The 20016-nt window shown below is 56.8% G+C and carries 14 protein-coding genes; 5 read left to right on the top strand and 9 right to left on the bottom strand.

What is annotated here, in order from left to right; genetic code table 11:
• Positions 1 to 80: 80 nt before the first annotated feature.
• Positions 81 to 230, bottom strand: a complete 150-nt coding sequence (locus K227x_RS30170) for a hypothetical protein (RefSeq protein ID WP_218933695.1) — start codon at positions 228 to 230, stop codon at positions 81 to 83.
• Between the two features lie 390 nt (positions 231 to 620).
• Between K227x_RS30170 and K227x_RS01695 the strand changes: the two genes are divergently transcribed.
• A complete protein-coding gene (locus tag K227x_RS01695) occupies positions 621 to 1892 on the top strand; it encodes a DUF1559 domain-containing protein (RefSeq protein ID WP_145167781.1) in 1272 nt (423 codons plus the stop codon).
• A gap of 254 nt (positions 1893 to 2146) precedes the next feature.
• On the opposite strand, the gene K227x_RS01690 is transcribed toward K227x_RS01695, so the two are convergent.
• Positions 2147 to 3298 carry a cytochrome c3 family protein gene (locus K227x_RS01690; RefSeq protein WP_246146439.1) on the bottom strand — a complete coding sequence of 384 codons (1152 nt, stop codon included), beginning with the start codon at positions 3296 to 3298 and terminating at the stop codon, positions 2147 to 2149.
• 161 nt (positions 3299 to 3459) lie between these two features.
• Between K227x_RS01690 and K227x_RS01685 the strand changes: the two genes are divergently transcribed.
• Positions 3460 to 4830, top strand: a complete 1371-nt coding sequence (locus K227x_RS01685; protein WP_145167779.1) for a tetratricopeptide repeat protein — start codon at positions 3460 to 3462, stop codon at positions 4828 to 4830.
• Between the two features lie 151 nt (positions 4831 to 4981).
• On the opposite strand, the gene K227x_RS01680 is transcribed toward K227x_RS01685, so the two are convergent.
• Positions 4982 to 7867 carry a CRTAC1 family protein gene (locus tag K227x_RS01680; protein WP_218933694.1) on the bottom strand — a complete coding sequence of 962 codons (2886 nt, stop codon included), beginning with the start codon at positions 7865 to 7867 and terminating at the stop codon, positions 4982 to 4984.
• A gap of 127 nt (positions 7868 to 7994) precedes the next feature.
• On the opposite strand from K227x_RS01680, the gene K227x_RS30165 reads away from it, so the two are divergent.
• A complete protein-coding gene (locus K227x_RS30165) occupies positions 7995 to 8276 on the top strand; it encodes a hypothetical protein (protein WP_218933693.1) in 282 nt (93 codons plus the stop codon).
• A 20-nt stretch (positions 8277 to 8296) separates the two neighbouring features.
• On the opposite strand, the gene K227x_RS01675 is transcribed toward K227x_RS30165, so the two are convergent.
• The 3 genes from K227x_RS01675 to K227x_RS01665 all read right to left on the bottom strand — a co-directional run bounded on the left by K227x_RS01675 (position 8297) and on the right by K227x_RS01665 (position 13828).
• The gene (locus tag K227x_RS01675; RefSeq protein ID WP_145167777.1) at positions 8297 to 9232 is read right to left on the bottom strand and encodes an SMP-30/gluconolactonase/LRE family protein; all 936 of its coding nucleotides are present in this window, start codon (positions 9230 to 9232) and stop codon (positions 8297 to 8299) included.
• Between the two features lie 148 nt (positions 9233 to 9380).
• Positions 9381 to 10772: a DUF1501 domain-containing protein gene (locus K227x_RS01670; RefSeq protein WP_145177086.1), complete on the bottom strand. Its 1392-nt coding sequence runs from the start codon at positions 10770 to 10772 to the stop codon at positions 9381 to 9383.
• Between the two features lie 59 nt (positions 10773 to 10831).
• Positions 10832 to 13828 carry a PSD1 and planctomycete cytochrome C domain-containing protein gene (locus K227x_RS01665; protein ID WP_246146438.1) on the bottom strand — a complete coding sequence of 999 codons (2997 nt, stop codon included), beginning with the start codon at positions 13826 to 13828 and terminating at the stop codon, positions 10832 to 10834.
• Between the two features lie 201 nt (positions 13829 to 14029).
• Between K227x_RS01665 and K227x_RS01660 the strand changes: the two genes are divergently transcribed.
• On the top strand, positions 14030 to 15205 hold the full coding sequence (locus K227x_RS01660) for an AraC family transcriptional regulator (protein WP_218933692.1): 1176 nt from the start codon (positions 14030 to 14032) through the stop codon (positions 15203 to 15205).
• Positions 15206 to 15207: 2 nt separating this feature from the next.
• Positions 15208 to 16197: an NAD-dependent epimerase/dehydratase family protein gene (locus K227x_RS01655; protein ID WP_145167775.1), complete on the top strand. Its 990-nt coding sequence runs from the start codon at positions 15208 to 15210 to the stop codon at positions 16195 to 16197.
• Between the two features lie 154 nt (positions 16198 to 16351).
• Here the strand turns inward: K227x_RS01655 and K227x_RS01650 are convergent, their stop codons facing one another.
• The 3 genes from K227x_RS01650 to K227x_RS01640 all read right to left on the bottom strand — a co-directional run bounded on the left by K227x_RS01650 (position 16352) and on the right by K227x_RS01640 (position 19637).
• A complete protein-coding gene (locus K227x_RS01650) occupies positions 16352 to 17218 on the bottom strand; it encodes a hypothetical protein (protein ID WP_145167774.1) in 867 nt (288 codons plus the stop codon).
• 54 nt (positions 17219 to 17272) lie between these two features.
• Complete coding sequence (locus tag K227x_RS01645) at positions 17273 to 18670, bottom strand: glutamate decarboxylase (protein ID WP_145167773.1); 1398 nt, start codon at positions 18668 to 18670, stop codon at positions 17273 to 17275.
• Between the two features lie 262 nt (positions 18671 to 18932).
• Positions 18933 to 19637, bottom strand: a complete 705-nt coding sequence (locus K227x_RS01640) for a PAS and helix-turn-helix domain-containing protein (RefSeq protein ID WP_246146437.1) — start codon at positions 19635 to 19637, stop codon at positions 18933 to 18935.
• Positions 19638 to 20016 lie beyond the last annotated feature (379 nt).

Genomic DNA, 20016 nt, shown 5'->3' with positions numbered 1-20016 from the left:
CCTCCGTTGCCGCGGATATCTACGACGTGCCCCACGGTCTCCCAATCGATCGACCGCGTGGGAGGTCTGGAGAAATCCCCCTACTGATCCGCCGATACCGACATTGGCAGCGGAGCGAGTGCAGAGACCATCTCGATCTGCTGAACCAGCGCGTCGTTGATCGCCTGCTGCTGATCAAGCAGTGCCTTGCGATCCGGGCAATCGGTCGTCGTTGACCCAACGCCGATCACGTCCGGATTCGGGTCGATTCAGACCGTGCTCACCAAACCCCGTTTTCGAGTGGCAAACAGGCACGCTTCAGGCAGGTTTGCTGTTCGGACGCACATCATCTTTGGGCACTGTCCGGATGCATGCCAGCCAGCCGGACCGATGCCGAGAATCAAGCGGCAACGGCACTGTGCATCCGATCACGACAGCCCCCCAAAAGCACCGCCACGCAGGAAATTTTCTCTTTTTTCCAGGGAAACTATCGGCTTCAGGTTGTCCGGGCCCCCCTCGCAGACGTTAGGCTAGATCGGGCCGAGGTCACGGTGGAACAGCATGTTATTAGTCGCGTTTATGGTCAATCCATCCCCCCTTCGGCCCAATCCTCTTTCCCAGTCTTTCTTTGGAGTGACTACATGAGTCAACGAGATCGTCGGGCCAATGGCTTTACATTGGTCGAATTGTTGGTGGTTATCGCCATCATTGGAGTTTTAGTGGGACTGTTATTGCCCGCTGTTCAAGCAGCCCGAGAGGCTGCCCGTCGGATGAGTTGTAGCAACAATTTCAAGCAAATCGGCTTGGCAATGCACAACTACCATTCCGCGTTCAATCAGTTGCCCCAGCACGGTACCGGAACCGGGGTGGGACTGACCGCAGGATCATCGAACTGGTGGCAAGGATCCAACAGTTCTAACAAGCTGACCGTAAGCGCCATGGTTGGATTAACACCGTTCTTTGAGCAACAAGCGCTGTGGGAACAAATTTCGAACCCGGACACCCGAACCGTGACCGGCGCGCCACCACCCGGAGACACCGGAATCCCCGGCGCATGGCCAGCCATGGGGCCAAGTCCAAAGTCCTTCTCAACGGATCCCGGCTACGTTCCATGGGCGACCGAAATTTCTAACATTCGTTGCCCAAGCGATGGTGGCAAAGGCTTGCCAGGGCTCGGCCGTACCAACTACGGCATGTGCGTGGGCGACTCGTTCAGCACTCGGCATCAAAGCCACATCAACGTGAATGGGACGGACAACCCACCGTACGGGCCAACAACCAGCACGTGGGGTGCCAGCCAAGCCAGGGCTGTTCATCGTGGCGTATTTTCGATGCACGTTGCTCGCGCTTTCCGTGACGTGAAGGACGGCCTGTCCAACACAATCGCAATGGGCGAAATCATTACCGACCAAGGTGACCGAGACAAACGCGGTGCTTACTCATGGAACAGTGGTGGCAGCGCGAACGATGTGCAGAACGACCCTTCGCACTGCGTGACATCCAACGAGCTTGACCCAGAACGACCCCAATTCTGGTGCGGCCCATCCAGCACCGGTTGTACGGTTCCTTCCAACCTGGAATCCAGCACCAGCCACAGTCGCGGGATGCGATGGGCGGCAGCACTTCGCTCTGGCATTTCGAATGTCTACACGGTTCGTCCTCCGAATAGCGAACTGTGCATCGGCCAGTGGGCGGATAACCCGGGAGCATTTGCGCCAAGCAGCTTCCACCAGGGTGGCGTTCATGTATTGATGACGGACGGTGCCGTGAAATTCATCACGGATTCGATCGAAGCTGGCAATCAAAACGCTCCGATCATCACCGGCGACAACAATCCTGGTGCAAAGAGTCCCTATGGCTTGTGGGGCGCACTCGGCACACGAGCTTCGAAAGAGATTATCCAAGAGTTTTAATCGCCAATCAGCGTTTTGTTGATCAGCATCGAACCTCGCCCGCACATGGTGGGCGAGGTTTTCTTATGCGCCCGTCAGAACGAGAGCGATCCAACGCATAGCCGAAGTGAAGTAGGCCGGATCAAGGAGCGGAGCGACGCGGATCCGGCAACCGGGCGTCGAGGGCATTGATACGATGCCAATGATCGGGCAACACCGATTGATCGCTCGTTGCTTCGTTCGGCTACGGCAGGACAATGCCTGATGTTGCCGTGTCAGTCCTCGGGATGCACCCGAATGTAGTGATCATGGAACGTCATGCCTTGCTCGAATCGCATCGGCGGCATGTGACACTCGATACACCCTTCTTGAGGCGATACCGGACAAACGACGTGATCGGATGTGTTCTCTTGGTGACACTGAACACAATCATTAACGTACGCTTCCATCGACTTTGCCGTCGACGCTTGATGAGGATTGTGGCAGGTCGTGCATTGAAACTGGCCGCTTGATTCTAGATAGCACTTACTACGAAGCATTCCCACCGGCTGGAACCTGGCCATCAACGCCGGGTACTCTCGCAGTTGTTTGGGCGGAAAATCAATCGGCAATCGATGACATTCGCCGCACAGCTGCAATTCGGATTCGGCGTTCCAATCATCGCGTCCGACCGAAAACGGCGGCGGATTGTTGGATAGCCTAGCCTGACGCACATGCTCGCCGCCGGGACCGTGACATTTTTCACAGTTCACATTAGGGATTAAATCCACGATGTTTTGATCAACGATGTTTGCCGAAGTCGTATGGCAATCGACACAAGCCCGCATGTGTTCGTCATGGACGGAGTTGCCAAAACAATTCGCCAACGTCGTTGACGAGGTTCCGATTTGCCCCGGCGTCAGCCCGAAATGGTCATCGGAAGCAAACCACGACACTCGATGCTCGATACCAATGGTGTCGTCGGCCGCATCCGAAATCAGCGAAAAGAACGTGACCGCGTTGTGCCCCGAACCCAGCGCATACTGCAGTGGAAAAGACTGATCACTCGGATCATCGACGCGAGCAACGCGTAATCCGTTTTCATCCATCGAGTACGTTAGCAATCCATACGGTTCACCGGCATCCAGTGTTTTCCCGACAAATTTCTTGGCGACATCAGAGTCGCGAGTACTGACAAATGTCGACGCATGCCCCGATTTGCCGTGCATGTGAAAGTTATCTTCGTGACACTCGCTGCAAACTTGGCGACCAACAAATGTCGAACTCAAGTCGACTGGGCTGACTGCCATCTCCAAGGCCGCATCGGTCGAATCCGAAGGGGAGTTCGATGCACTTTCGGACGTGGAAGGCGATGACTGTTGCAACATCGCGACTGCCAAGAAAGCAATCGCGATCATCGCGACAACGACAAGAATTAGGCGACCCACTGATATCTCCCGAGAATGCATGCCGCATCGAGGCTTCGACTTCCAGACGGCACGAATTCTAACACGATCGAGTGTCCCCAGAACCGTGGCCAACGATATCCTAGAAATTCGAGTATGCTCATGATGCAAACTATTCTTGCACTGGCTTGGGGAAAAAAGAATTGACAATTCGACTCTGCAATCGCAACTTCATCCGAACGATCGGATATTTCCTGTTCGTCATTTCCTGCGGATGCACGCCCGACCAGCCCCTTTCGGAACCTGTAAAGCCAGTGGCCGTAACACCGCCCGCTCCGGTCGCCGCTGCCCCTGCGGTCGAACAGATAGTCGACGTACCATCATTGCTTGCCACCGCCACAGAAGCACTTCAGACCGGACAGATCAAGGCTGCCGGCGGTCCCATCCGAAAAGCATTTTCGATGGCCCCTGAAAATCCGCAGGTCGTCTTCACGATGGCAATGGTGCTGGGCGAAGAACATCGCTACCCCGAAGCGATCATGATGCTGGACGAATTGGCGGAAGCCGTGCCTGAAACGCAGCTGCCGGCGCTGGGGCAGACCGCGCAGTGGTTGGTGCAACAGGGAAGTTGGGACGAAGCGGAAACTCGCTATCGAGCGGTGCTGGATGCGGTCCCGGACGCCACGATGGCCCATCGCCAGCTCGCGCAGCTTCTGGTGCGTCAGGGTCGGCGACTCGAAGCCGCGGCACCGCTGAACGCATTGTGCGAACAAGGCAACGTCGAAGAAATCGAACTGCGTACGCTGCTGAGTCTTTCGGCTCCCTTTGCTGCCGATGCATCACGTGAACATCTTGACCCGATCGGTTCGGTGGGCAGGGCACGCGCAGCGGCCGGCAAGGACGAATGGGATTCGGTGATCGCCGAGCTACAGTCGGTCACACCACAGTCGTCGACGCAGTCAGCACTACTCGGGCGAGCGTATGCGGAGCAGGGAGATTTCGAATCGCTAAAACAGTGGATCGAAACGAACACTGAAACCATCCCCGACAACGCCGACGCATGGTTCGCACGGGGTGTATCGGCTGCTAACGACCAGGACGATCGCCGTGCCGTGAAGTGTTTTTGCGAAGCCATCCTGTCGGATTCGACCGATGACAAAGCCTATTTCCAGTTGGCATCGTCGCTCAGCCGTCTGGTGCCGGACGCCCAGAACGTGAGCGCGGATCAAGCCGAAACGGTCTTGCAGCGTGCGACGTCGATCGCCAGAACTCGCGAAATCGGCCAACAGCTGGCCCAGTCCAATCAACGCAATTTGAACGACCTGGCCGAACTGGCAAAGCTACTCGAAGACTTACATCGTCCGCTCGAGTCACTCTCGTGGCAGGCCGTTCGAATCGCCTATGGTCGTTCCACCATCGCGGCGAACGAACAACAGTCACAGCTCACCGAGATCAACCAGCAACGAATGGAACTCGCAAAGAATCCGCAACCTGTCGACAAACAGTTTGTGCTCTGCGGCGTCGACTACGAGTCGATCGCCACCGGCGACACGACTGAAAACAAAGAGGAATAGAAACATCCGGCGGACGCGAAACACGAACCCGACGCGTCATGCTTCCCTGCGTTTCGAATGCCCCATGACTTGGGAACGATCGATGGAACAGCGGTAGGCGCCCAGTGTGTTTCTCAGCCAAACGGACGCCTCCTGATTTTTCGTCGACGGCTTACCACTGCTTCAATTCATAAGGCAGCGTCTGACCCTGCACCACAAGATACTCAACATCCGCGGCTAGGGTGCCAAGCTCGGTGACGCTGCCGTCTGACCAAGTAATCGTCACGTTGGTGACTTCGTCGTCACTCCCCAGCCCCGCTCGTAATGTCCGCTCGTTGCTGCAGAGGTAACCATCGCCGGCGAGTTGCCAGAGCGTCCGGGCGCGACCATCGGCCTGAAAGCGAACGATGGCTCCGATCGCGTCACGAGACGATTCAGTCGCGACCAGCCGGAAAGCAATCCGATGGCTATCATCGTCGGATTGGTTGACGAGCAAGCGAACCTGTTCGGCGTTATGGGTTATCATCAGATCGCCACGGCCATCATGATTGACATCCATTCGCCACATTGCCCGCCCGACATGCGGGGTGTTGAAATAGGTTCCCCAGGGATCGTCATCAAGCAGCGCAAAATCCCCCTGAGAACCGCGGCGAAAGATCTGAAACGGCTGCTCGTAGCGAGGAACGGTGGGGTCAGGAAATTCTCCGATGTGCCCGTTCGCTACTGCAATTTCATCGATCCCGTCGCCGTCCAAATCAATGGCTTGGGTACCAAAACCGACCGTCGACAGCGTTGGCAAATCGAGTTTCAGACGCCCGGTTTGATCACGCCAATAGCCCGCGGAAATCTGCTCGTAAAGGATATTGTATTCCTGAGCGAACCCGGTCATATAAAAATCAAGGTCGCCGTCACCATCGAAGTCGCTGGCCGCAATGCCCATGGATGCTTGAGTCATCGTGCGACCGTCAACAGCAACACCTCTCGCCGCAGCGCTTTCGGATAACCGCCCAGGTTCATCGCCGCGCGCGGACACCTGCGGGGTGAAGTAAAAATTGGCAGACATGTCGTTGGCGATCAAAATCCCCAAACCTTCGTTGTCTAGCGTCCCAGCCAAGATTCCTAGCCCGCGTCCGGTCGAACCGTTGCCGATCCACTGTTTCGATACATCCCGAAACTCTCCATTGCCGCTGCCAACGAAGAACTGATCCTTGCGAGCCGGAAATCGCAGCGGATGGCAAGGTCCTTCCTGGCCTGAATCGTCGAAACATCCTTTGCTTAACGAATCGACCGTGGCACAGTAATTGGTCGTTAACAAGTCCGAGATGCCATCGTCGTTCACGTCCACGAATGCCGCGCTGGACGTCCATTGCCGTTCATCGTCATTCAGCTGGTCCGAACATTCGGTAAACGTGCCATCCCCGTTGTTTCGTAGCAGACGGTTGCTTCCCAAATTCGCAAAGAACAAGTCGGGAAAACCATCTTCGTTGTAGTCACCAATCGCGATCCCTTGCCCGAAACCACGATCCCCGACACCTGCCGAGTCAGTGACTTTGGTAAATCGATGACCGACGTTCCGCATCAAGTCATTGGGCATGGAGTCGAGTTCCAGCATCGTGCCACCCGCATTCATGACGACGAAATCGCAGTATCCGTCCAGGTCATAATCGATCGCGCCGCCGCCGGCTCCCGTCGATCGAATCAAGGCTGCTAATTTGGCGTCCCCGGGATTATTGTTTGCACCAATTCCCGTGAGCCCCCATTGATCGCTTTGCTCGACGAGTTGAAGGTGTTCGGTTGACAGATTTTCCGGGATTACAGCGGAACGATCGTGGGCGTTAGCAAGCGATGATTGGTTCGAACCGTTGGCTTCGCCGCGTTTGTGGAGCGTTGGCAATGGGAAATCCGACAGATCCAAAGTTAACGCCACTTGACCCGTATCAGATTGCCAGCGCCGATCGTTTTGCAGCGCCGCCAAGATCTGCGTCCGCAGGCCCGCGAGCTGCGATGAGGGTGAATCCGTTAGGCTTGTCGCCGAGGCGGTCCAGGCCTCCGCCTCCCAATATCTTCCTAGTTTCCATAGCGACTCTGCGACCGCGACTGCATCGGATTGACTGACTCGATTCCCGACGTTGAACGAGTAATACCGTTTTCGCAGTTCCAACAAGTTGACAATGCGTTCGTCAATCGCACGCAACATCTCAGCTCGTTCATGTTCGCCGCTCGCTGAAATGTCATCGGTTGTTCCCGCACGAATCGCATGCGACAAGCCGGACCAAGCAAGACTGCGATTTGGATCCAAACGAGTTGCCTGCCAGTAGGCTCGGGCGGCTTCGTCCATGCGATCGTAGTGTGCCGCCCAGTCTGCGACGGTCAGCCAGTAATCACAGTACGACGTGGTCCCCGGGGGTGCGGTATCGTTCCAGTTCACAATCTCTTCGAACTGTCGTTGCAGGACCCATGTTCGACCATACAACGCATGGGCGGGTGCAAAGTCCGGATGGTTTTCCAGAATTTCTTCGAGCACCCGGGCCGCCGCCGGGATGTTTCCCTCGGCGATCATCGAAGACGCTTGTCCCAATTTCGAACGATGATCCGTTGGATTGCGTTTCAAAATGAGTTCGATCGTGTCCACCGCGAACCGCCGCGAGGATGTTTCGGTAAGCGATACCAGCAGCGGGAAATCAAAGCTCCGATCTTGAATCAGACGCATAAAATGGGGCGGGATCTTCTCGGTCCGCTCTGCCTCGCCCAAGAACCCAACCAAGACACGACGCAGTTCAACGTGCTCCGGGGCTGCGTCGAGCGCACTCTCTAGCAACTCGATCGCACCGTACAGATCGCCCACCTCGATCAACGCTCGGACCGCAAAATCCACTCGCGATGCGGGACGATAGTCGGCAACTCGCGCCGCTTCGACCAGCATCTCAGCCGCCTGACGTGCCTGACCACCAAACCCAAAAACCTTCGCCGCGTCGGTCAACAAGTCGGGATCGTTCGGATTCGCCAAGATTGCCTGGCGGGCCACTGGGCGAGCGGCTTCCCAATCACGCGCCTGCATGAACGACCGCAACTGTGCACGCAGATCAACCGGTGACGATGAACGGGACTCAGCTAGGTTCGACGTCGATTCAGCCGAACTCGAATCCCTACGACACCCGACCAGCAACAGAACTAGAAATACACCGATGAACACTCGCGCGGCAAAGCACACGCTGCCCCAACGCATCGAAAACTTCGCATGGAAAGAAACCGGGTTCATGGACAACCTAAGCAAGGTGAGCGATTGTCGGTCAATGTTGCCAACATCGTTGCCAACATCGTTCCCACCACCGTTGGATTCGAAGACAATCGATCGCTGCAAAACCTTTCCTGCATTCATCTTTCGACCGTTCGTGCGAACCCAATATACCCACGAACAGGATGCTGCTGGCAACTATTTTGACCAGGGGTTGGGGCAAACGAAGTGAATCGGCAAACCCAAGACGCACTACTTCATTGCGGGTCGCTTCAACGGTTCGCCGTTGGTGTCGATGATTTGAAAGTGGTGGATTCCCGACTTCTTTCCATCGCCAAATACCCAGACGACTTCTTTATCGGGCGTCACTTCGAACAACTTCGGCGCGTTCACGTCTTTCCGCCCACCTGCATAGCAAGCGACGACCACGTTTCCGTTGGGCAACAATTGGCAGCCACACGGGTCTTGCAACCAAGGACCGGGCAGATCGTCGTTGGTCAACTGCCAAACGATCTTGCCATCGGCGTCAAAATCGATGACTTGGTTTCCATTGGTACACGCAACCAACGTCTTGCCGTCCCCATGTCGAATGGCAGTGAACGGCCATGTGTGCACTTTTCGGTCAGGATCCCCGGGAAGCGTGGTGTCGATACGTCCCAAGACTTTTCCATCGCTGGAGTAGTGCACGACTTCGAAATCAAATAGATGCGGCGCCAGGTAAGTCCCGTCGTCCAACTTCCTTGCCATTCGAGTCTGGTGGTGGTTGTCCTTGGTTTGGCAATCCAAGGGGAACTGGACCAACACTTTGCCGTCTTGATCAATTTCCAACAGTCGCGGTTTCGGCCCAGCCTCGGTGATCACATAGGTGCCGTCGGCGGTCGGTTGGGCACTGTTGACTTCGGCTTGCGTTCCTTTCCACAACAGGCTTTCGGTTCCCTGCGGGTCGATCTGAACGACCGCACCCCCGGGATGCTGTTTGGATCGACTTAGCGTCAAGGTGATCGTGCCATCGGCGGCAACGTATCCATCACGAGTGGAGTGCGGATAGGTCCAGGTGCGTTTGCCATCCGCCCCCATGATGTATGTTTGCTGTCCGCATGCCAGGAAAGAATGGTCAACCTGTTTGGCCTGAACCAACCCGGCAGTTGCAAATGCTGCGAAGATGATCGTCGTGAGTGCGTGATGCATGGCGTGGTAGTCTTTGTGCGGAAAGAAACGAGGGCGAGGTGAGTCAAGCCCGGACATCAACGTAGCGAAACTCGCCAAGAGTTTCGGTGAGGGTGGGGGGGGGAGCAGCCGAAAGCCATGGCGACATTCGCTGCCACATGCGTTGGGGCTAGGCGATGACGTCTGAAACCACGTGGCCCTTCACGTCGGTTAGCCGCATGTCGCGACCACCAAAACGGAAGGTGCTGCGAGTGTGGTCCACGCCCATCAAGTGCAGCATGGTGGCGTGCAGATCATGAACTTCCACTCGGTTTTCGACCGCTTTGTAGCCCCATTCGTCCGTGGCTCCGTAAATCGATCCTGGTTTGACTCCGCCACCAGCCATCCAGACCGTAAAGCCAAACTGATTATGATCTCGCCCGTTCTTCCCTTGCGCGAACGGTGTTCGCCCGAACTCGCCCGCCCAGACGACCAACGTTTCGTCCAACAGTCCTCGTTGGCGTAGGTCTTTCAGCAGTCCCGCGATCGGCTGGTCCACTGCGCGAGCATTGTCCTGGTGCCCCTTTTCCAAATTGTTGTGCTGATCCCAGCGATCACCACCGACATCGGGACAGGTCAATTCGATAAATCGCACACCGCTTTCGATCATCCGGCGGGCGATCAAACATTGGGCACCATAGATCCGTGTTGGCTCGTACTTGGATTCCAATCCATACATTTCCCGAGTCGACTGTGTCTCGTCCTTGACCGACATGATCTCGGGCACCGCGGCTTGCATCGCATAGGCAACTTCGTAGTTGCGAATCGCCGATTCAAGGCTGTCGTGCTGGCCGAACTGGTCGACCGAAAACTGGTCCAACTGATGAACCAGATCCAGCTTTTGTCGCTGACGCATTTCGGTCGGTTCCGTCCGCGCGATATTGGCAACGCCAGAGCCCGATGGCTTGAACACAGACCCTTGGTAACTTGCCGGCAGGAAACCGCTGCCGAAGCAATCGAGGCCACCGGGCGGAATTAGGCCGCCATTGATGACGACAAAGCCGGGCAGATTTTGACACCCGCTGCCCAGCCCATAGTTGACCCACGCGCCCATGCTGGGTCGGCCCTGCAACCCGCTGCCGGTGTGCAGAAAGTAGTTCGCGAAAGTGTGCTCGGGAAACTCGGAAACCATCGACCGAATTAGCGCCAATTCGTCGACACATTCGGCCACGTGCGGAAACAGGCTGCTGACCGGGATTCCCGATTCGCCGTGCTGTTTGAATTTCCACGGGCTGGCCAACACAGACCCGTTGTTGTTGAACTGCGTCGGTTCAACATTGAACAATTTGCCGGGATCCTTGCCGTTGAACTTATCCAACAACGGCTTGGGATCAAACGTATCGATCTGGGACGGACCACCGTCCATGTACAGAAAGATGACGTTCTTTGCACGTGCCGGATGATGCAGACCGTGACCGGCAGCGCCCGGTCCGCCGGAGTGTCCCGCAGCGCCGAACGACCGATCCTGGCGAAGCGCGGCCAAGGCGACCGCACCAAAACCGCTGCCACAACGCGACAGCATTTCACGACGCGAAAGCGGTGCAGGCTGATAACGTTCACAAGGAAAAGATGGTTTCATATTCATCGTAGAAAGATAAACTCCTTCGTATTGATCAGCGCATGAGCCAGATCGGCCCAGCGCCCGATGTCCGGTTGGTCCTGTGGCGAATCCAGATAGGCAATCGCTGCAGCAAGCTCGGGCTGCGTTGGTTGGCGCGCGAACGCGGACAGATACAACCACCGAACTCGCTGCGGGAGCGTGTCTGCATTCTGCTGTGCACGCTGAGCCCAACCACTGGCCTGTTGAACGACAAACGGGTCGTTCATCAAGATCAGCGATTGCGCCGGCACATTGGATACATTTCGCCGCCCCATCGAACTGAATGGAACCGGCGTGTCGAAAGTCAACATGAACGGCGACAGAAAATTCCGACGCACTGCGATATAGATCGATCGCCTTCCGTTGCCATCCAATGGCCCGTTGCGTTTGGGACGTCCACGACCATCCATGAACGATGTCAGGTGGATAGGGACCGATTCGCCGAACGAGGTCAGGTCGATTTCCCCCGACAACGTCAACAACGAATCTCGAATCGCTTCCCCTTCGAGTCGCTTGGGCGATCGGTGATGCCACAGCAAATTCTTAGGATCGGCGGCAACGGCTTGGGCGTCCGGCTTGCTGGACATCTGGTAGGTCCGCGAAAGCACGATGTACCGGATCATCTGCTTGATACTCTGTCCGCCGGTGGTGAACCGCGTTGCAAGATGATCCAACAATTCTGGGTGCGTCGGTCGTTGGCCAAGCACACCAAAATCGTCGGTCGTCGGAACGATGCCACGCCCAATCAAATGGTGCCAAATTCGATTGACGATGACTCGGCTGGTCAATGGATTGGCGGGATCATTGATCTGTTCCGCCAATTCCAATCGCCCGCTACCGGATTCGATCGGCATGGGTGCATCGCCAGCGATGGCGGTCAAGAAGTGTCTTGGTTCAAGATCGCCTGGACTGGAAGAATTCCCGCGGATCAAAACATGGGCGTCTTCGCCAGTCCCGTTCATCATCGCCATCGCAGCGTGCGATCGCTTCACGATTTGGCCCTTCAAGTCGGCGCGTTTCTGTGCCCATTCTGCGGCAAGCGACTGCCATGGGTCGGACGATTTAGCCAAATCGACCAACGACGGATCCGGTTGATCCGCCACGGAATCCCCCAGCGCTGCCTTGGCAGCAGCAACCTGCGTTTGATCACCTTGCATGACCCAAGCGACTTGCAAGCGGGAATTTTGTGCGGGCGTAAATTCAAGGTGCAACCGGTGCCCTATGTAGCGAGACAGATCCAGTTCCACCCAAGGCGATTTCGAAGTGATCGACTGGACGGTTTGACCATGCAGCGGTCCGGCAATCAATCGATGCGAGTCAACGCAGGCGACAACATGCCCTTCCCCCTGCACACGACAAAGCACACGCCCCGCATTCAACGCGAACGTTGGCGTCCGCAGTGTTCGACCGGCGCGAGGAAGCCGGTGCAGTTTGCCACGATTCTCTTGTCCCTTTTCAGACAACGTTTCCAAACCATCCCAAATCGCATCATTCCCGGCCTGCCCCTGGGCCGCCAAACGAATCACCGGCTGATCCCCCGATTCATCCAGCCACGCGTCACCGAATCGACGCGGAGCATCGCCGAAGATAAATCCGTCCTGCAGAAATTGATCGTCCGCTAGGTTTTGATAGTCCACCACCAATCGGCTGGAAATTTCCTCGGGCAAAGGTGTCGCTTGCGATTGGGCGTGACCGTGATCAAGCAACCACTGCGATACCTGGTCGCGATAGGATGCATCGACCTTCGACAACTGTGACGCGACACGACGATTCGATTCCATCGACTCGAAACGCACCTGACGAAAGTCGCTGCTCTGCAAGAATCCGGTCAGCGAGTAATAATCCGCCGTCGAAATCGCATCAAATTTATGATCGTGACATCGGGCACAGGATACCGTGACGCCCAAGAAGGCCTTCGACATCACATCGACCATATTGTCAAAACGATCAGATTCGTCTTTCAGGATGTCCACCGGCGAATGGACCCATTCCCCCAGGAACCAAAAACCGGTTCCCAGAATCGACTCGTTGAACCCCTGTTCGGGATTCAGTCGAGGCGGCGACACGAGGTCTCCGGCAATGTGCTCGCGAATCAACTGGTCGTAGGGAACATCTGCGTTGAAAGCCCGAATGATGTAATCGCGATACTGATAGGCATTGGTCGAATCGTTATCGAATTCGTGCCCGCGGGATTCGGCATACCGCACCAGATCCAACCAATGCCGTCCCCAGCGTTCGCCAAATCGGGGCGACTGCAACAACCGGTCCACTAGGTTCTCGGTTGCCATCGCCGAATCGTCGGCTAGAAACTCGGCCGTCTGTTGCGGGGAAGGCGGCAAGCCAATCAGATCCAAATACAGGCGTCGCAAGATCGCGGCGCGGTCCGCGTCGGGACTGGGCACCAGAGCGTTGTCGTCTAGCTTTGCCAGAACAAAGTGATCCAGTTCGGCGCGGGGCCAAGACGCATCCTTGACCATGGGCGGCGATGGCGACTGGATCGGCTGCCAAACCCAATGTTCCTGTTTGCGACCTTCCAGATTGAATTTCGCTCGATCATCACCGCTGGCTTCAGGCACATCTTCCTCGGGCCACGGCGCCCCGTTGCGGATCCACTGTTCAAAAACGGCGATCTCGTCGTCGGCCAACTTGCCCTTGGGCGGCATCTCGTACGACTCGTAGTGCAGAGCCTCCATGAACAAACTGGCGGCCGGATCACCGGGCACGATCGCCTGGCCCGAATCGCCACCATCGATCAGCCCGCTGCGGTAGTCGACTCGCAACCCAGCCTGCAGCTTCTTCGAACCGGCGCTGTGGCACGAATAGCAGTGCTGTGCCAGCAAAGGACGCACTTGTTTCTCGAAAAAATCAAGCTGTTCGACCGACAATGGGCTGTCGCCACGTGCCGTCGGCAAACCGCTGACGCAGGCCTGCAGGACCACGGTGACAATCGCGGATAGAACCAATGTTGACCTGAACAAGAGTCGACACCTGTGATGGCTGGGGATAGATTCTTGATGAAACGCGTCAAAGGCAGTTAATATCATCTTACCAGAAAACGACGCCATTTCGCTTGCTTACAGGAGTCATTGTCGACATTAGCCGACCGTTTGTCGATGATGATCTGCGACACACGAATGATGTTTTGCGTCAAGTCTTTGTGACCAGGGAGATCTGTGCCAGTGAGTATCCGCCCCCGCCCCAAGATCGCCCTGATGGTGGAAACATCGCGGTCGTACGGCCGCGAACTACTTAAAGGCATCGCCCTGTTCGCTCGGACGCGGACCAACTGGTCTTTGATGCACCAAGAAATGACGATCGACGCGGCCCTGCCCGATTGGCTCGGTTCGGCATCGGTCAGCGGTGCCATCGCCCGAGTCGACCAGCACTCGGTGGGCCAATTGAGTGCGTTGGGGGTGCCGGTGGTGGACGTCCGCTGCCGCCACGAATTTCCCGGCATGCCGCGTTTCGATACCGACGACCGAGCGGTTGCCCGGCTGGCGTTTGACCATTTGCGTGAACGAGGTTTCGAACGATTTGCGTTTTGCGGATTCCAAACCATTCACTTTTCGATGGCCCGATTGCGATTCTTTCGCGAGGCCGTTGAAGCGGCCGGATTGCCACTTTCGGTGTACGAATCACCCGGGACGGAAGGGGCACGCGTCTCGGGCGCCGAACAGTCGGGAATGATGGACGACCACGGCGTTTCGACCTGGCTGAAAACCCTTCAACACCCAACCGGGCTGCTGGCATGCAATGACATCCGAGGCCAACAAGTCCTGAACGCTTGCGGCATTCTGGATATCCAGGTGCCGGACCAAATTGGTGTGATCGGTGTCGATGACGACGACGCGATCTGCCCGCTGTGCGACCCTACATTGTCCAGCGTCCGCCCCGATGCCGAAGGAATTGGATACCGGGCGGCCGAAGCTTTGCAGCAGATGATGCATGGTGGCCAACGACACTCGCGACTTGAACTGCTTGCGCCCCAACGCGTATCCTGCCGACGATCGACTCAGGTCCATGCATCCGAGGATCGGGACTTGGCCGAAGCCTGCCGATTCATTCGCCAGCACGCATGCGATGGCATCAATGTCAACCACGTCGCCGATGCCGTGCGAATCTCTAGACGCCAATTGGAACGCCGCTTTCGTGCTGAATTCGGATCCACATTGCACGACGAAATCACCCGTGCACAGGTCGATCGCGTCAAGCAACTGCTGCGTGAAACGAACATGACACTTGAACAAATCACCCCCTTGGCCGGCTACCGACATACCGAACGATTGTCGGTGGCGTTCAAACGCGAAACCGGGATCACCCCCGGCGAATACCGAAAACAACCTAGGCAAATCTGAACATGGAATCCGTCCCGAACGTCCTGATCACCGGCGGCTATGGCTGTATCGGTGCGGCGACCACAAAGTGGTTGCTCCATAACACCAACAGCCACGTCACCCTACTGAGCCGTAGCGCTGACGAAGACCGAACGCAGCGAGTGTTCGAGAATGTCGACCGGAGCCGATTGGAAGTCGTCGCCTGCGATGTGAGCGACGGACCACAAGTCGATCAATGGATATCGCATCACTCGTTCACCCGCATCGCTCACCTGGCTGGACTGCAGACGCCCGATTGCAATTCGCATCGCGATCGAGGGCTGCAGACAAACTTGGCGGGAACGCAAAACCTGATCGAAGCGATGAAACATAGCCAAACGTCGTTGCAACGATTCGTTTTCGCAAGTTCCATGGCCGTTTATGGACCACGATCAACGTACCCGACAGGCCGAATCGAGACGGATTCGGAACCGATGCCCGTGAACGTTTACGGAGTCTGGAAACTGGCAGCCGAAAACCTGTGCCGGCTGTTTGCACATGACACCGGCATCGCTACGGCTTGCCTTCGACCGGGTGCAGTGTTCGGACCGGGGCGGGATGCCGGTCAAACAGCAGCACCAACAACAGCGATGAAGCAGATCGCGTTGGGACAGCCTTACGAAATCCCCTACCGCAACTCACAAGACTATCTGTATGCCCCCGACGTCGGTGCCGCGTTCGGCAATGCACTGATGGAACCCTACGATGGATTCGGTGCGTTCACCCTGCCAAGCCATACAGCGTCCACCGCGGAAATGATCAACGCGATGCAAACGTCCGCTTCATCCCTGGGCATTCCCGAGCGATTCCAAATCACGGCCGGTGAAAGCGAAGTTCCCTTTGTTTGCGACCTCGACTTTCAACCCTTCCTAGACGCATTCCCCAACACCACACACACGCCGTTGTCCGAGTCGATACAGCAATCGATCGAGCACTTCGTAGCAGAAGCCGACCAAGGGCGATTGAAGATCTAGAAATCGTTCGGAACGCGACGTGACCATTGGCCTGTAAATGAAGACCTGAAAACAAAGGCCTGCCAACCCCATCCCTGATCACCGCAGACCTGATCACCGCAGACCTGATCACCGCAGACCTGATCTAAGCAGACCTGATCTAAGCAGACCTGATCTAAGCAGACCCGATCCCGGCCTCTGGCAACATCAGCAACGCCCCCACCAGAAAGCAAACCGCACCCTGCAAAGTCAACATCGTCGCAAAGGTTGCAAATTCGGGGTTCGCAGCGCCGGGGGACACCCATGCAAACACAGCCGACGACATGAACCCGACACACCCGGCCAGATTGATGAACACGATCCACCAGGCAAGACTTCGGGGTTTCCAAGCCCAGTACCGATGACAGGTTTCGATGAACGCTAGGTAACCCGAAACCAGGAACAACACCGATCCCGCAAAATCTGGCAACCAAATCAACAGGTCCTGTTGAAACCAATTCAGCGTCGGCAACATCGCATCCAAAGTGTTCAGATTGAACAACACAGTGCCCATGAACTGCAACGCGCTGCTGGTCCATCCAATCCGGTGCGGGAACCATCCGAACAGAAACCGACGATCGGAATCGACCGTCCCAGAATCCAATTCACCGGCGTTCGCAGCCTGATACAACTGCAACCAAGCCGCGATCGTGAACGGGATCGATCCCGCAAAGTAGATTGCATTGATGCGTGGTTGGTCGAACACGTGCCCTGCGATCGCGGGCATCAACGCCAACCCGCTGGCGACCGCAAAAAGCAACGCACCGATTGCAAAGACCGAACCAATCCACAGGTTCAATCGGTGGCTGATTCGCGCCCATGAATCGGGGCTAGCCGAATGACTCGAACAAGCCTCGGAAACTCGTTTGCGATGACTGCGAGAGGTCCGTTGACGGATCACTCCGCCAATCTCCAACGCCACGCGTGTTGTGAACGGCCATGGCCCAACGGCCGACAACGCTTGACTCCGCAAATCCAGATGACCTTGGGATGGCTGATCCATCACGTTCCTTGACAATGGTTGATTCGATTTGCGGGGCCGAGCGCCGGCAAATCGTTAGTGACGGAAACCGGACGCTTCGGACTCCGAAAGCGGCGTATGGACCGGATGCTTTTCGAAGTGATCGATCGCCCGCTTCATATCTTCCATCAACAGTTCCCCGAGATCTCGGCTGACACCATGTCGAACCAGGATCCGCTGGATGACCATTTGCTGTTGGTCGGCGGGAAGCGAATAGGCAGGAACCTGCCAACCGCGAGCCCGCAGACGGTCTGCAAAATCGTACAGCGTGAACCCTGGATCCACGCCCTGTTTGACCTTCCAGCACAGCGCGGGAATGCCGCTGGCCATGTCGCCGCTGTAGATCATCTCGAACGGCCCTAGTTTTTCAATTTCGGCTGCTAGGTACTGTGCCGTCTCGTAACACGCCGCGTGAATCCGTCGATAGCCTTCGCGTCCAAGCCGCAGAAAGTTGTAGTATTGGCAAACGACGGGACCGCCGGGGCGAGAGAAATTCAGCGCAATGTCTTTCATGTTTCCGCCCAGGTAGTTCACCCAGAAAATCTCTTCTTCGGGCAGGTCGCTCGCGTCTCGCCAGATCACCCATCCGACGCCCAGCGGAGCCAAGCCAAATTTGTGACCAGACGTGTTGATGGACTTTACACGGGGAATGCGAAAGTCCCATTCCAAGTCGGGTGCGCAGAACGGAGCCAGAAATCCGCCGCTGGCACCGTCGACGTGCATTCGAATGTCGAGTCCGGTTTCTTGCTGCAATTGATCCAGTGCATCTGCCACCGCTTTGACCGGTTCGTATTGGCAGGTAAACGTCACGCCAAGCGTCGGCACAACGCCGATCGTGTTTTCATCGCAGCGGCGAACCACTTCCTCGGGCGACATGATCATCCGATCGCCCTCCATGGGAATTTCTCGCAGTTCGATATCCCAGTAGCGAGCGAACTTGTGCCAACACACTTGGACCGGGCCTGTGATCAGGTTGGGCTTGTCGTAAGGCTTTCCGGCGGCTTTGCGATTGGCTTCCCAGGCCCTCTTCATCGCCATGCCGCCCAGCATCGCTGCTTCGCTAGAACCGGTCGTTGAACAGCCCGAGGTGTTGGTCGCATCCGGCGAATTCCACAGCGCGGCCAGCATGCGGACACAGCGGCGTTCGATCTCGGCCGTCTGTGGATACTCGTCCTTGTCGACCATGTTTTTGTCCATGCACTCGTCCATCAACTGGTGCACTTCTGGTTCCGCCCAAGTTTGGCAGAAAGTCGCCAAATTCTGTCGCGAATTACCGTCCAGCATCAACTCGTCATGGATCGCCGAATAGACATGCCGTGACGACCGTTCCTGCTGTGGCATCTGATCCTTGGGCATGGCCGACGAAAGGTCTGACGAAGCATAGACTTCGTCGTCCATCATGTCGCGTATCGTGTCTCGGTTCTGCGAACTCATAGGTCACTTCTATTGGTCGATAATCAGAGGGAACATTGCGTGACTAATAGAATCGAACGCAGCGACATTGAACAGGTTTTCAGCACCACCGATTCTGCTGTTCTGCGCATTCCACGATTGTCCCACGGCACCGCAATAGCGATAGCGCCCGCAGTCGCGGCCATTTCCATGGCTCCCAATCATGCAAATGATTGGCCCCGCCCGAGGAAGCCCCGACTTGATCGCCGCAGCGGCACAAGCCACGCAGCGTCATTCAGTCCGGTTACGAATCCGGATGACAAGGAAACCGTTTTCGATTTGCATCGTCAAGTTCCAGCCCCATTTCGGTAATGATGGCGACCAATTCGGCCTGTCCATGCACACCCAGCTTGGTGCTGATCGCCGCCTTGTGACGCTGGATCGTTTTCGGGCTACGGTGCAGCAACTGGGCAACCCTGGGGACGCTCATCCCATGGCCCAGCAGCACTGCGACTTCGACCTCGCGGCGAGTCAAGACGCTTAGCGGGCCCAAGTCAATGAACTCGGTACTGACCTGTTCGGCCACTTCGGGAATCATCATGCCGTCGCCGGAATCGGTTCGGCTGATCACCACCACCCGGTCATAGGGCGGCTGCGAATCGCGAATCGGCCAGACTGTCGAACAGATTTTCTTTCCGTGATAGATATGCTGCATCGACAAAGGCCGGCCCTCGTGCAACACACGGCCAATCATCGCCAATCGCTCGGCAACGTATTCGGGCGAATGAAAATCGCTGATGCATTTTCCCTGGTACGCGATCTCTGCCGTTTTCGAAAACAACACCATCGCGGTATCGTTGACGAACAACAATCGCCCCTGGGCGTCGGTGATGCTGACGCCGACACCTTTGGTCTGCGAGAAAGCAGCCCACAGCGAAGCGGCATCCAGCGGCGGGAGATCGGCTTCAGCCGATGGCGGAGTGTCCGAAGATTGGTCGCGGGATGGCACGGTGGAAACTGAAGACCGATTCGGGGGGGAAAGATGGGGCGATCGCCGCATAGATTAACCCAAGCATGGTCCCGATACTACTAAATAGGGTCCGGGAACCATTGGATCGGGCCTGACCGAGGAAAGAGATGTGCGACACGCACTCCCTTGCAAGGACGCACGGGTAGAGGCGCAGCGATCTGGGTCACGGGGCACGGCCCCGATCGCTCGCCTTTGCGTTCAAATCCCATTCAACCTCGCTTGCGCGCCCCCGAAACGGCCTGGCCGGCTATCGCAGCCACCCTTGCGGACCACTGTTTCTGTGGCAGCGGCGAGCGATCCGAACCGGCCGAATTCCATCGCCAGGTGGTGGGGCCGACTCTAGTGACGGAAGCCGCCG

Source organism: Rubripirellula lacrimiformis, from assembly GCF_007741535.1.
In the GTDB taxonomy this organism is placed as follows: domain Bacteria; phylum Planctomycetota; class Planctomycetia; order Pirellulales; family Pirellulaceae; genus Rubripirellula; species Rubripirellula lacrimiformis.
The sequence above is the reverse complement of the archived record's forward strand: the minus strand, read 5'-3'. Positions and strand labels throughout refer to the sequence as shown.

Excerpts from the sequence above, each read along its gene's own strand:
- K227x_RS01695 (WP_145167781.1), top strand. The coding sequence starts at position 621 with ATGAGTCAACGAGATCGTCGGGCCAATGGCTTTACATTGGTCGAATTG.
- K227x_RS01680 (WP_218933694.1), bottom strand. The coding sequence starts at position 7,867 with ATGCAGGCGCGTGATTGGGAAGCCGCTCGCCCAGTGGCCCGCCAGGCA.
- K227x_RS30165 (WP_218933693.1), top strand. The coding sequence starts at position 7,995 with ATGAACACTCGCGCGGCAAAGCACACGCTGCCCCAACGCATCGAAAAC.
- K227x_RS01675 (WP_145167777.1), bottom strand. The coding sequence starts at position 9,232 with ATGCATCACGCACTCACGACGATCATCTTCGCAGCATTTGCAACTGCC.
- K227x_RS01670 (WP_145177086.1), bottom strand. The coding sequence starts at position 10,772 with ATGCTGTCGCGTTGTGGCAGCGGTTTTGGTGCGGTCGCCTTGGCCGCG.
- K227x_RS01655 (WP_145167775.1), top strand. The coding sequence starts at position 15,208 with ATGGAATCCGTCCCGAACGTCCTGATCACCGGCGGCTATGGCTGTATC.
- K227x_RS01650 (WP_145167774.1), bottom strand. The coding sequence starts at position 17,218 with ATGGATCAGCCATCCCAAGGTCATCTGGATTTGCGGAGTCAAGCGTTG.
- K227x_RS01645 (WP_145167773.1), bottom strand. The coding sequence starts at position 18,670 with ATGAGTTCGCAGAACCGAGACACGATACGCGACATGATGGACGACGAA.